This window comes from Mesorhizobium sp. CNPSo 4670 (assembly GCF_057784235.1).
This window is the reverse complement of sequence record NZ_JBWJFQ010000035.1, coordinates 28,847-41,378: the sequence shown is the minus strand read 5'-3', so window position 1 is coordinate 41,378 and position 12,532 is coordinate 28,847. Positions and strand designations below refer to the sequence as shown.

Here is a 12,532-nt window from a genome sequence, read left to right as displayed (position 1 = left end):
TCACTGACGATGTCGCCGGCATTATCGACGTAGTACGAGTCGCTGCCCTGTGCGCCGGTCATGGTATCGGCACCGATGCCGCCATCCAGAATATTGGCAACATCGTTGCCGTAGAGCTGGTCCGTATGGCTCGATCCGGTCAGGTTTTCGATGAGGGTATAGCTGTCGCCGTTGGCGTCGCCGGTATTGACCTTGTGATTTGAGAGGTTCGCAATGACGCCTGCGGCAGCGCTTGCATAAGAGGCCGTATCCGAACCGTCGCCACCATTCAGATTGTCCTCGCCGCCTCCGCCGATCAGCACGTCGTTGCCGAGGTCGCCACTAATGGTATCGGCGTGGGACGACCCGGTAATCGTATTGGCAAGGCCATTGCCAACGATGGCGATTTGGTCAGTGGAATCTGCCCAGTTGGTGAAAGTTGCGTTCGAAAGGCTGAAATTCGACGCTGTCGCATCGAGGTCTATGTGAAGACCGTCGGTGAAGCCCGACCCTATATATGTGCCTCCCAGGGCGGCTGACTGATCGAGCAGATGCAACGTCGTTCCGCCGAAGCTGACGGTGCCGGCATTCGCCAATGCCTGTACCGACGCGCTGTTTCCCGACAGCCCGCCGAGAGCGAAAGTGGCCCCTGCGGAAATGGCCAGTCCGGATGAATCGGCAATCGAACCCGACCCAGACAGCGCCAATGTTCCCGCCGTTATTGTGGTCTGGCCCGTGTAGGTGTTCAGGCCTGACAGAACTTGGGTTCCCGCGCCGCTTTTTATCAGGTTGAGCTCGCCAAATACCGCCGAGCCGTTCGAGATCACGCCTGCAAACTCCCTCACGTCGTCAAGGCTTATACTCGTCGTCAAGGTGGCCGAGGTAACCGTATCGGCCCGGACTTCGCCGCTGCCGGTCAGTCCGGCGATGGTCTGGTCGAAAGTGCTAATATTAAGCGTCGCGCCAGCTTTTACGTCGACGACACTGGTGGCGCTGAAGGCATGGTCGGCTCCCGCCCGCAATGTTCCGATCGCGACAGTAGTCGTGCCGGAGTAAGTATTGGCGCCTGACAATGTCAGGGTCCCGGTGCCGATCTTGTTTAACCCTGTATGGCTCAAGCTATTCGCGAAAACGCCCGAGAAGATGGAGCTGCCGGCCTCATAGACGTTCGCGACAACGTCGGAAAGGCCGTTGTTGGTGATCAAGCCCGCCCCGGTCAGATGGTTCAGTTCCAGATCGAAGCCACTGGCGTCGAGAACCGCTCCGGCCGCGATATTGGTGTTGGCCAGCCCGTTGGTGAAGGACGCGAACGCCTTGCCCGCTCTCAGCGTGCCGCCGTCAATGGCAAGCGAGCCCGCATCATTGGCGGTGATGCTGCTTGAGCCAAAATAAATCGTTCCCTTATCCGTCGCGCTGCCAAAATGCACGGTGGTCCCGGCGCCGCCGAGCGCCGCGAAGGTACCGGTCAACGAAAGTGACGTGCCCGTCTGTGCCCTGATTGATGTTGAAACGCTGGCGAGTTCGATCAGATCGTTGGCAAGCGTCGCGCCGCCTGTGGACCGGAATATGCTGTCGCCGGCGAACGTGATGTCTCCCGTTCCGAACGCGGCGGCGCCAAACGAAACCATGCCTTGATTGATCTGCGTTCCGCCCGACCAGTTGTTGGTCGCATCAGACAGCTTCACGGTGCCGACGCCGGATTTGGTTAGGAGCCCTGTTCCGGTAATCTGCGCCTGGACGTCGAGGGTCGTGTTGCCTCCTGTCGTCGCGATCGACGTTGCCGCATTGAGCTGCAGCGTCAGCGACGACGCCAGAGCGCTTGCCTGTGGATTGCCGGTCGACGTTACGCTGATGAGCGCACCGCCCGCCTTGTTCATGATGAGCGTGCCGTTTTCGAGGCTGTAATTCTCGATGTCGGAACTCGCCAGATTCAAGGTGCCGACCGTGAATGGACCTTGAACCGCCAGGTCAATGTGATGCGTGAGGCTGGCACCGGCGAGACTGCTGAAATCGGCTGTAGCACCGATTGCGTCGGGCACGCCGCCGGTCCAATTTGAAGCGGTGAACCACGCGCCACCTGCAAGACTATTCCAAACCGACATGCTGACCCCCGTCAAAACAGATTCTCAATTGAAGCAGACGTTTTTTCCTGAGTCCTTGCGCCTGGACGCAGTCCTGGAATCCGACGCTACTCAGGGCCAGGGCGCCTTGAATTGACGCGCTCTGGAACCTGCCTTGTGCCGCCCACTAGGCCTGGCGTGTCGCAATGTCGTCACCCGAAAGAATGAGGTCTCAGAAATCCTTCGGCTTGCGTTGAGCTTTCCAGGGCCATGCTGGTATAGGCTGGGCGTGCGGTATCCCTGACTGACAAAAAGGGAAGGCTCTGTTGGGCAGGGGCGAATGTACAGGCTGAGCAACGAGTTGCTTTCGTCGATCATCGGCGACATTTACGATAGCGCACTCAATTCGGAGTTCTGGACCGTCGTCATGGTCCGGCTCACGGAGGCCGTGGACGCCGCCTATTCAACCATCGCGCTGGCTGATCCCGGCGATCAGTATGGCCGTTTCGCGGCCCAATCGCCCTGGGATGCGGAGCAAATGCGGGTTCTGCAGCAGGACTACGGCTTCGAGGACATTCCTGGTCTGAAGGCCGTGGTCGTCGGCGACATCGACACACCGTTATCGACATTGTCGAGCATGACTGAAGCCGAACTTCAGCAGTCACCTTTCTACCGGAACTGGGCTGGCCCACAGGGATTGCGCGAAGGCTGCATCACCAAATTCGTGCACACATCGGATCGGATCGGCCTCGTGAGCTTCACGACACGCGCGAGCAGGGGTGCCGTCACTGCGGAGGAGCAGCGCTTTATGGCGCTGCTTTCTCCTCATTTGCGCCGCGCTTCGCTGATCGGCGACCTGCTCGATCAGGCGCGCGTGACCGCCAGTCTCTATCGCGCGACGCTCGACAATCTTGCAACCGCCGTCGTTCTTACCAGCGCGGATGGCGCGATCCTTTATGCGAACGGCCGTGCCGAGGCGATGCTCTCGACGCAGCAGCCCATCTTTTCCAGAAACGGCATCCTCCAGGCACAAAATCCGATAACGGGCCGCGCCCTGCTGGAAGCGATATCGGGAGCCGCTCATGCCGATGCCTCGCTTGGCGCGCGCGGCATCGGCTTGCCCTTATCCGCGGCCAGCCAGCCCCCAGCGGTTGCCTATGTGTTGCCACTGACCGAGGGGACCGCGCGCGCGGCTTTCCGTCCCGCATGCGCCGCCGTCTTCATCTCGACGACAACCTCGGCCGCGCCGCCCTCAGAGGCGGTGCTGACGACACTGTTCGATCTCACGCCGGCGGAAGTGCGGGTTTTGCTGGCCGTCGGTGGCGGACTGACCACGCAGAAGAGTGCGCTGTCGCTCGGGGTCGGTGAGAACACGATCAAGACCCACCTTGGCCGCATCTATGCCAAGACCAACACGACGCGGCAGGCGGACCTCGTCAAGCTAGTCTCCGATATTGGTGTGCCGCTCAGTCCGGGTGCCGTCCCCTTGGACATCGCATGACGGTTGGCGATAACGCGCCCGCCGCTGCCTCGGGGGCGGGCGCCGCCTTCATCGGTGCTCTGCCAGCCAAGGGGTAATGATCACCTTGGCGGCCGGATCGCCGATGCCGCCAACCAAGCTGAGTTCAAGACTTTGAGCCCTATGATTTTTTCGAACGCAAGCTTGTGGAGATCCTGCGCAAGGGACTGGTGATGCGCCAGCTTGTGGACTGATACAAAGCCGCGATTTGCATTCGGCATGCTTGCAGCGCCTGTTCGATCTCGTCCTTCTCGTTTTTTGTATCCGAAGCGGCGCTCCGTAGCTCGGCGTTGCGTTGGTGAGCCAGATCGAGCTCGGTGCGCAGCCTCGAGATTTCCGGCTGCAACGCAGCTTCCTTGTCGAGCGCATCCGAAGCGGCCCTCTGTAGCGCGGCATTGCCTTGCTGAGCCAACTGCAGCTCATTGTGCAGCCGCGAGATTTCAGACCGCAGCGTCGCCTTCTCGGCCTCGGCGCTTGCCAGCATCGGGCGGGTCGTTTGGACGTCCTCCCAGGCAAGCCGTGCCACCAGATCGCCGACCGCACGGCGCGTCTTTTCGCTCCAGGCCGCGGGGTCGACGCGCATCAGGCGCGCATACTCATATTGTTCGTTGCTGCCGTTTGGTATCCAGACGCGCAAGGCTGAAGGCCACCAGCCTGCTCCGTCCGCGATATCAAGAAACGTGGCCAGTTGCGTCGCCTGAGAGTAACGCGAATTCTTCCATTTGGCGCTGAAATGCAGGACGGTTGGGGCGCGGCAATAGGTGAGGGGATTGCGCGGGTTCTCGCGCATGATTCGCCGCCACAATTGCCAATCCCCGGCCGATGCGACGTTTTCCGGCCAGACATCGCGCAACGGTAGGCAATCAGCCCGATACAAGAAGCAACTGGCAGGTATCGTGTTGCCGACCTCGGTGAACACCCTGAATTCGTCGGCCAGCTCCAGATTGGTCAGGAAGGGTGCCGCGATGCCATCGGTGGAAACCCACAGCGCCTGACTGTACGCAATAGCAGCCCCACCTTTGAGGCCATCCGCCAGGATTTCAAGATGATCCGGAAACAGCAGGTCGTCGTCGGCCGCAAAGCCAATCAGGTCGCCGCGGGCCTCGCGCAGCGCGATATTGCGGTTGGCGTAGCCATAGCTCGGCGCCTTGGGCAGATCGAAGAAGCGGATGCGGGCGTCCTGAAAAGCTTCGACCACCTCGGCCGTGCCGGGCGCGCAGCCGTCGCCGACGACCAGGAGCTCAAGGTCCTCGACGGTCTGATCCAGCACCGACTGGATGGCCAGACCGATGACGTCGACGCGCGAATGCGTCGGCATCAGGATGGAAAAGCGAGGCTTGCTCACCATCCCTTCGCGCTGCCGAAATCATATGGGATGAGATCGGTGTCGATGGGCAGCCGGTACTTGTCGGGATTTGAGTGATCGTACTGGATCGTTGGAAAATTGATGACCACCACTTCGGACGTTCCGATGTTTCGGTCGGCATGCCAGACAAACTTCGGAATATTGACCAGGCGTGGACGGCTGCCGGAGAGGTAAACCTTCGAAATCTTGCCATATGTGCTGGATTCGGGGCGAGGGTCATAAAGCACCAGTTCCAACTCGCCGCTGATCACAAAATAGCGGTCCTCATGCAGCTTGTGCAGGCCCCAGCCCTTCACCAGTCCGGGGCGAATTGTGAAGATGTAGGAGAAGACCAGCGGGTCGGCGTGCCAGCCCCAGCGCGGGTCGTAGACCTCCGTGACGCTGCCGCGGTCATCATTGTGCCGGATGCTGTCGAAAAACGACATTCCGTCTACCAGGGGCGCAATGCTGTGCCGCTGCTCGTCGAGGGTCCGTTGATCCCGCTGAGCCGCGGCAAGAGTGGATTCGAGAATAGTTGGGCGGATCCCGGAATGATCGCTCATGAACAAAGTCCCCGTTATTTTGACCGAGTCGGATCGACCCTAACTCTCACAATTTTCGCAGGATGTCCTGACCGGGCGACCAGCTTCGCGTCGCGACGACGACTTTTTTCGGGCGCAAATGCAAAGTTCTGGGCGCGTGGGGCGGCTAGACTTGCCGTCTGCCTGGATCGGAATCTGGATCGGGCGTCGTCTGCGCCGGTATTTCGAGTAGCCAGCCAGGCCTGCGCCGTGTGGACGGGCTGCAAGAAACCGAGGGTGCCACCCGCGAAGGAACACAACATCCGGGAGGAGGCACCCTGCAAGCCGAGGCGCCACCTTAAAAACTCAGACCGGATAACGATCCAAGCTGCTCTTTCGAGAAAGCATTTTGACAATCAATGTCGACATTTCTCCGAGGCCAAGGGCTTGATACCCTTAGGAGAAATGGCGCGAGTGACGGGGCTCGAACCCGCGACCTCCGGCGTGACAGGCCAGTGAAAAAGCCAATCCGATCAATCTGGTTTCGACAGTCTCGGCCTTCCGAATTCGTTCAGAATGACATCAAGTTGAAATTCGTACGGTGTAGCTGTAGCCGGCTTCATGGCCTTATCAGATCGATTACCCGTTCGAACGCCATCTTGTTCCTGACAGCAGCCCTGAAGGGAATGAACAAAAAACTCAGAAATAGGAACAAGACTGGGGCAAGCACCGTAAGCTGCTCCGTAAACTTGCTGCTCTCGAATTTTGTGGGGTTGAGACGCCGTTCGTTCTTTGCCAGTGATGTGGCAGTGCCAACGAACCGCAGCTTGCCATGGTCGTTGGCAAGGCCTTGAAATGTGCCGATAGCTCTAAACTGGTCAGTCGGTCTTACTTCTTGCGCCTTTCCGTCCACATCAATCGACAAGTTACCTTTGGCTTCAATGAGCGTGGCCACGCCGCCCGGAATGTCGTTCATCGCTGCGTCGTCAATGCCATCTAGGCCGATCCAACCGCTTTCGCCGGAAATGTTCAATTCACTATCCTGTCTCGACAGCAATCCATTTGGTCTTGCGGAGATGGTCACTCTCACACCTACGGACAGAGCTGAGCCAGGCATCTTAAGCATGCCAGTTTGAAACGCCCTGCCTCCGGATAAGATATTACATTCGACCTTCCCTCCTGGCATCGGCGGTGGAGGGACAAAATTGACATGATAGGGTCTGCCGTCAATCTCCACATGAAGTTTTCGCTGAGCGAGCTCAACGATGTTCGCCTCGTCATCTTGCGATTCCAGGAAAGATCTTCCTGCGTAGAAAGAAAGTACGGCTGCGCTGCTACCATATATAAGGTTAGCGCTGCCCCCGATAAATTGCCAAAGATCTTTTGTGCCGGGCTGTTTCCCAACCTCCATTCCAAACGGAGCCGCGGGACCTGTTTCAAGCGATAACTTGGCGGGACCCTTGTCGGTGTCGAAAACCCAGAAATCGGAGGCACCGCCGTCGAAGGAAACTGACAAACGTTTAACGTCACTTACACGGTAGCCTGGTTTGTCGGCTCTGATGCCCGATACCCAGTCACTATCTAGGCACCCCGACAAAATATCGATCTTCAGATCGAACTTCGTTTCAGGGTTGGTAACATGCCAAGCGGCGCTTATTCCTCCGTTTGGATTGTGCCAGTTTACAAGCGGTACATCGAAATTTGTTGGGAACAAACCAAAGGGTGTATCGTCCTTGTTGATCTTTGATGGATTTGTGGCGAAAGCGCCGTTTAAGGGTGCGTCGAGGTAGGCGTCAATTTGGACGGGTAGAGGTCGATAAAAGAAATCAGCAGCATAGAAGACGATGGCGTTTAAGAAGATTCCTAGAGTGACAATCTCAAGTGGTATGAGGACATATTGCAACGCTCTGCTTGGCGGCAGATATTCGATAGTCCATTCTGCGACCTGCGTTATAGATACAATGGCGCACGATATTATAAAGGCTCCAAAAAGATTGGAGAACAACGATTCAACTATTACATACTGGTCGTAGAAGCCGAACCATTGGTAGAGGATAAAATCGTTAATTGTCAGCGCAACGAATCCGGCAACCGATCCGCGTCCAAGCATCTGCAGAGGAGCGCTCGTTCTAAGTGTTCCCGCAGCTATGAAGAATCCGATTGCTAACAGGTTGGGCTGATAGGCCTCGCCCAGCCATTGAGCCAACGTCACAAAAGGCACCACCGTATTGCCATATGCCGCTTCATAAATGGATGCGGAATCCCCATTGAGTACGCTCATTAGAAGAATCTGTAAGCGAGGACCAGGTGCCAAAAGAAGAGTGATAGCTGTACAATATGCTAAGATGACGGCGGCACTTCGAAACGGCCCAAAATTGCGTGGAATGTACGCAAGATTACTGTTCTTCATAAGATCGCTCGATTTCAAATGGTGGCGCAATATTTCAATGATGACTTCGGCTGAAGGAGCCGTCAAGGAATAGTCCTGCCCCGCTGCCGGAGGCGACCTGCGGTATGCAAGCACCTATGTCGCGTTCGCGTTCAGCTTGGGAACCTAGCCTTTTCGACTGGATTCCGAAGGCGTCAGTGTAATACTGGGCAAATGGTGTGTGTTCCTGCCCCATCGCCAGCGGTTCTGCGATGGTGTCGATCGAAGAGGTGACGATAACAATTTTCAGTAAATGGTATTGTGGATAGAATAGTTAGCTACCACTTATCGGTTGTCAGGCCTCTGTAGGAACCGCCTTCGAAAAGCGGACACCCGAAGGACACCCTGATAGCCCGTACTGGGCACGAAGCGAAATCGGTTGGCACTACCAGCCGAAGAATCGCGGCGTCACCCCAGGTTCGGACGGGCGCCGGTAGATGTGGTTCGAAACACAAAAGCCGGTCCGATGCTGCCATGAAGGCCGGGTATAAGTTCTTCGATGGTGCGCTAACCTCAGTCCTCAAACGGATTGCGGCGCCGTGGTCCAGAAAGGGCTTTCCTATGTGGAAACGCACCAATCTGACCATAGTAGTCAAGATTGACGTGTCGCTTTGCCTCTGGGCGATCGCCATGATCATCAAGACGCTGATGTAAGTCAGGGAAAAAGCGTTGAGAGCGATCTTGGCGCTTTTTCTTTTTTGTGCGCTCATTCAACGCGAACTGAAAATAGCCTCTTTAGCGCAGCCAATCCGCCCTGGCGATTGCCCGAGTGTAGGCTCGCTCGACCGCGAGCGCGGCGTCATCCTTGGTCGCGACGGTTCCCCGCGCACCACCTACAGAGCAAGACCAGAACCATGTGCCCGCAGATGGGCCATGCTGCTCTTTCATGATCCGCCCAACGCTCCTGCTCTGGAAATCGCCGCAGAAGTCATAGGGCACAACCTTTCCGCCGATGACGGTTCGATCCCACTGCAGCCACACGCGAGCGCCGCGGTCAACCAAGTGCTGGAAGGCACCCTCCTTTGTCTCGAATGTCTCCAGGATCGTGCTGCTATCCACGACCTGCCAGCCGCGCTGATAGACTAACCGGACTATGAGCCGTTCGCTACCCACGGAACCGCTCGGTAAACCACGTGATCTTCGGGGAAGGGGAGAAGCGCCGGCTGATGGACATGCGACGTTCCGGCGCGGTCGAGGCCAACGCCGGCGGCGCTTCTGTCGAGGCGAATTCCGCCAAGATGGGGAATTCGATCGACGAGAACAAGGCGCTGCAGAAGACCTACATGCCGGTCAATCTGGCCGCCGTTCGTTCCGCCGATGCCAGCCGTCGCAAGGGCAGAAAGCTGTTCGGCCAGGAGCGGAATGAATGCAAAAGTTCAAACTCTCCGGAAAAAGAGAGTTGAAACTTTTCAAGGGGCGGTAGCTAACCCCTTGAAATAAATGGCGCGAGTGACGGGGCTCGAACCCGCGACCTCCGGCGTGACAGGCCGGCACTCTAACCAACTGAGCTACACCCGCGCATTGACGAGCACGTGTCAGCCGTGTTCGTCGTTGGGGCGCTGGATAAGGGGTTCGCCACCGGGTGTCAAGCGTGGCAAGACAGCATAACAGCAAACAGGAGAAGGTTTTTTGACAGCCGGCGTTTTGTTGGCAAAACCGGTCTCCAACCAGGGCGCCCCCAGCTCATTTGACCTTGCGAAGCCGACCTCGACAGCTTAAAGGTCCCGCCCGGAGCGGGCGATTAGCTCAGTTGGTAGAGCGCTTCGTTTACACCGAAGATGTCGGCGGTTCGAGCCCGTCATCGCCCACCAGATTTCTTGAATCAAAAGGCCCTGTGGCGCCATCACTCCCCTGGAGCCAGCAACCGCATAGCCGTCGCTGGCGCCGGGAGCCCGTCACACAGTCCTGACGTGGCGGGCCCCGTCTGGCGTTGCCTCCTCACACCACGACGAAATCGGCGTTGGTCAGCGCCAGATTGGCGGCCAGCGTGGCGAAATGGGTGGAGCCGCCAGCGGCACTGCCATTGCTGTCATAATAGAGCCAGCCGGTGTCGGTCTCGTAGATGATGTGATCGGTGCCGTCGCCGGCAAGGCCGGTGGTGTTCTTGATGAACTGGTCGGCCGTCAGCGTGCCGTTTCCGCCAAGCGCCGCGAAAATGGCGTTGTCGACCTGGATGGTGTCCTCGGCGACCGAGAAGTCGGTGATGCGGTCGACATTGGTCGAGGCATTGAGCGCCGTGGTGAAGACAAAGGTATCGTTGCCGGTGCTGCCGGACAGCGTGTCGTTACCGAGCAGCCCGTTGATGACATTCGCGCCCGAATTGCCGGTGATGACATTGGCGATCGAATTGCCGGTGCCGTTGATGTTGCCGGTGCTTCGCAGCGCCAGGTTCTCCAGTTCCTGACCGGAAAGATTGAAGCTGACATAGGCCTGCACATTGTCGGTGCCCTGGCCGTTGAGCTCGATCACTTTATCACCGGCATTGTCGACGTAGTAGGTGTCGTTGCCGGTGCTGCCGCTCATCGTGTCGGCGCCGGCAAGGCCGTCGATGACGTTGTTGCCCGAATTGCCGGTGATGATGTTGGCGATCGAATTGCCGGTGCCATTGATGGAAGCCCCGCTGCGCAGCGCCAGATTCTCCAGCTCCTGCCCGGAGAGATTGAAGCTGACATAGGCCTGGACATTGTCGATGCCCTGGCCGTTGAGCTCGATGACCTGATCGCCGGCATTGTCGACATAGTAGGTGTCGTTTTCGCCGCCTCCACGCATGATGTCGGCGCCTGTGCCGCCATCCAGAAGATCGGCTCCCCGGCCGCCATTCAACGTGTCGTTTCCGCTTTCGCCGTAAATTGAGTCATTGCCGTAACTCAGGTCGCTTGAACCATCACGCTCATCGCCCCAGAGCGTGTCGTTGCCGTCGTGGCCCATCAGAACATCGTTGCCGCCACGGCCACGCAACTGATTGTCAGCCGCGTTGCCATAAAGCCCGTCGTTGAACGCGGTTCCACGCGCGTTGTTCACGCCTACCAACGTGTCGTAGCCGATGAAGAGGTTGCTCTCGTCCATGTCGTGGGCAAAGCCGCCTTGCAGGTCGACCAGAACCGCGCCGCCCGCTCCGTTGTAGTTGACCCGGCCTCCCTCCGTGCCGGCCAGGAACCTTACAACATCGTTCCCGGCGCCGAGATAGAAATCCATGTAGCCGCCGAATGTGTTGGTATAGGAGGCATCGACGATGAACGTGTCGCCAAAGGCGGTGTCGTCGATGGCATGAATGCCGGATACGCGATCGACACCACCTTGCCCATCTGCGATGGCAAAACCGATGGCATTCGATCCGGCCGCAAGGCCAGCGCGAGCCTGTGCCGTGAGGTTGGCCACGATGGCAGTCGTCGCGCCGGCATAGAGGAGTTCGACATAGTCGATGTCCGTGTTTCCGGAGGTCTGTGCAATGATCCTGTCATTGCCCTGGTCCCCCGACACGGTGGCGGCAACCGCCGTCAAGGTGTCGTTGCCGTTGCCGCCGCTCAAGAAATCGAAATCGTCCACGGTCGCCGACACGCCGCCATTGATAGTATCGGCGCCGTCGTCACCCGCGAGATAGTTGCTGCCGGTTGTGCCGGTGATGGTGTCGGCGAACTGGGTGCCTTCGGCATCCTCGATGCCGGTCAGCGTATCCGTGAAGCCCCAGCCGTCAGTTACAACGCCGGTCGCCAAATTGATCGTGGCACCATGTGTGATGATGCCGCCGCCGTCGACGTCAACTCCATAGTCAAGGCCGCCGTCCCTGTAGGAAACCATATCTTCGCCGGCGCCGCCAATGATGGTATCGGTGCCGCTTCCCGCGAATACCGTGCCGCCGTTTGATCCCAGATGGATGATGTCGTTGCCTGCCCGGGCAAACACCCAAAAGCCGTCATTTCGCATCGTGATGTTGTCTGCGAAGCGGCTGGCGTTCACCGCTTCGACACTGTTGAGCGTGTCGGTGTTGCCGAGGCCGTCGGAGACGACACCAGACTGCATGTTGATGGTCAAACCGCTAGTGTAGGTCTCGTAGAAAACGACATCGATGCCGTCCCCTCCATTCACCTGGTCACTGCCGCCAACCGCCATGCGAATGTAGTCGTCACCGGCCAATGCGTTGATTGTGTCGTTGCCGATCAGGTCTTGAATGTCGGGATTGATATCGTTGCCGACGGTTCCATTGATGACTGCCATTTGGTCCTCCCGCTGTATGGTATTCCCCAAGGGCAACTGTATCCGAAGGTTGCATTAGAGTCATCTCATGCAAAGAACGTAGGGTCACCTTGTTCAACGCCGGCGAAGTGCCTCGCAATTCGAGTTCAACAGTATTGTTGGACAGCCGCGAAGTTTTTCGAGGAAGCTTTACGGCTTCGAAGCGCCGCAGGGCGCAGCGATCACGGCGGCAGGAGCCGGAAGTCGTTGCCCTCGGGCAGCAGCTGGCCGCCGTCGACGACAATGGTCGTACCGGTGATGTAGCTGGCATCGTCGGAGGCGAGGAACAGGAACGGGTTAAGCCGTCATCGCCCACCAGGTTTCTTCAATGAAAGCGTGAGGCGCCGGCGCTTCCCCTAGAGCAATTCCAGGAAAAGTGTGAAACGGTTTTCCCGGGAAAAGCGCCCTGCGCTTTCCCTAGGGAATTGCGTCAAAACAAAGAGTCAG

8 protein-coding genes, 2 tRNA genes and 1 pseudogene are annotated in these 12,532 nt (G+C 58.2%); 4 read left to right on the top strand and 7 right to left on the bottom strand.

Annotation, left to right across the window (positions count from 1 at the left end):
* Window positions 1-2,081: beta strand repeat-containing protein (locus AC0ZT5_RS33920; protein ID WP_488500001.1), on the bottom strand; the 2,081-nt coding region annotated here is incomplete at its 3' end.
* Between the two features lie 319 nt (window positions 2,082-2,400).
* Here AC0ZT5_RS33920 and AC0ZT5_RS33915 point away from each other — a divergent pair.
* Window positions 2,401-3,540 (top strand): helix-turn-helix transcriptional regulator, encoded by a 1,140-nt coding sequence (locus AC0ZT5_RS33915; protein WP_488500000.1) that lies wholly within the window; start codon window positions 2,401-2,403, stop codon window positions 3,538-3,540.
* A gap of 139 nt (window positions 3,541-3,679) precedes the next feature.
* Here AC0ZT5_RS33915 and AC0ZT5_RS33910 read toward each other — a convergent pair whose 3' ends face one another.
* The 3 genes from AC0ZT5_RS33910 to AC0ZT5_RS33900 all read right to left on the bottom strand — a co-directional run bounded on the left by AC0ZT5_RS33910 (window position 3,680) and on the right by AC0ZT5_RS33900 (window position 7,900).
* Window positions 3,680-4,906, bottom strand: a complete 1,227-nt coding sequence (locus AC0ZT5_RS33910; protein WP_488499999.1) for a glycosyltransferase family 2 protein — start codon at window positions 4,904-4,906, stop codon at window positions 3,680-3,682.
* Entirely contained in the window at window positions 4,900-5,466 is a 567-nt protein-coding gene (locus AC0ZT5_RS33905; RefSeq protein WP_488499998.1) for a polysaccharide biosynthesis C-terminal domain-containing protein, read from the bottom strand. The genes AC0ZT5_RS33910 and AC0ZT5_RS33905 overlap by 7 nt, the downstream gene beginning before the upstream one ends.
* A 577-nt stretch (window positions 5,467-6,043) precedes the next feature.
* Entirely contained in the window at window positions 6,044-7,900 is a 1,857-nt protein-coding gene (locus tag AC0ZT5_RS33900) for a hypothetical protein (RefSeq protein ID WP_488499997.1), read from the bottom strand.
* Between the two features lie 633 nt (window positions 7,901-8,533).
* Here AC0ZT5_RS33900 and AC0ZT5_RS33895 point away from each other — a divergent pair.
* Both AC0ZT5_RS33895 and AC0ZT5_RS33890 read left to right on the top strand, forming a co-directional pair.
* The gene (locus AC0ZT5_RS33895) at window positions 8,534-8,938 is read left to right on the top strand and encodes a hypothetical protein (RefSeq protein WP_488499996.1); all 405 of its coding nucleotides are present in this window, start codon (window positions 8,534-8,536) and stop codon (window positions 8,936-8,938) included.
* 80 nt (window positions 8,939-9,018) lie between these two features.
* Window positions 9,019-9,255 carry a hypothetical protein gene (locus tag AC0ZT5_RS33890; protein ID WP_488499995.1) on the top strand — a complete coding sequence of 79 codons (237 nt, stop codon included), beginning with the start codon at window positions 9,019-9,021 and terminating at the stop codon, window positions 9,253-9,255.
* A gap of 38 nt (window positions 9,256-9,293) precedes the next feature.
* Here AC0ZT5_RS33890 and AC0ZT5_RS33885 read toward each other — a convergent pair.
* Window positions 9,294-9,370 (bottom strand) — tRNA-Asp (locus tag AC0ZT5_RS33885).
* Window positions 9,371-9,587: 217 nt separating this feature from the next.
* Between AC0ZT5_RS33885 and AC0ZT5_RS33880 the strand changes: the two genes are divergently transcribed.
* Window positions 9,588-9,663: transfer RNA gene (locus AC0ZT5_RS33880), tRNA-Val, on the top strand.
* A 127-nt stretch (window positions 9,664-9,790) separates the two neighbouring features.
* On the opposite strand, the gene AC0ZT5_RS33875 is transcribed toward AC0ZT5_RS33880, so the two are convergent.
* On the bottom strand, window positions 9,791-12,067 hold the full coding sequence (locus tag AC0ZT5_RS33875; protein WP_488499994.1) for a beta strand repeat-containing protein: 2,277 nt from the start codon (window positions 12,065-12,067) through the stop codon (window positions 9,791-9,793).
* A 200-nt stretch (window positions 12,068-12,267) separates the two neighbouring features.
* A pseudogene (locus AC0ZT5_RS33870) lies at window positions 12,268-12,384 on the bottom strand (SDR family oxidoreductase); the annotation flags it as partial.
* Between the last annotated feature and the right edge of the window lie 148 nt (window positions 12,385-12,532).

Bases quoted from the DNA above. Each gene is read 5' to 3' on its own strand.
- AC0ZT5_RS33910 (WP_488499999.1), bottom strand. From the start codon at position 4,906: ATGGTGAGCAAGCCTCGCTTTTCCATCCTGATGCCGACGCATTCGCGC.
- AC0ZT5_RS33905 (WP_488499998.1), bottom strand. From the start codon at position 5,466: ATGAGCGATCATTCCGGGATCCGCCCAACTATTCTCGAATCCACTCTT.
- AC0ZT5_RS33890 (WP_488499995.1), top strand. From the start codon at position 9,019: ATGGACATGCGACGTTCCGGCGCGGTCGAGGCCAACGCCGGCGGCGCT.
- AC0ZT5_RS33875 (WP_488499994.1), bottom strand. From the start codon at position 12,067: ATGGCAGTCATCAATGGAACCGTCGGCAACGATATCAATCCCGACATT.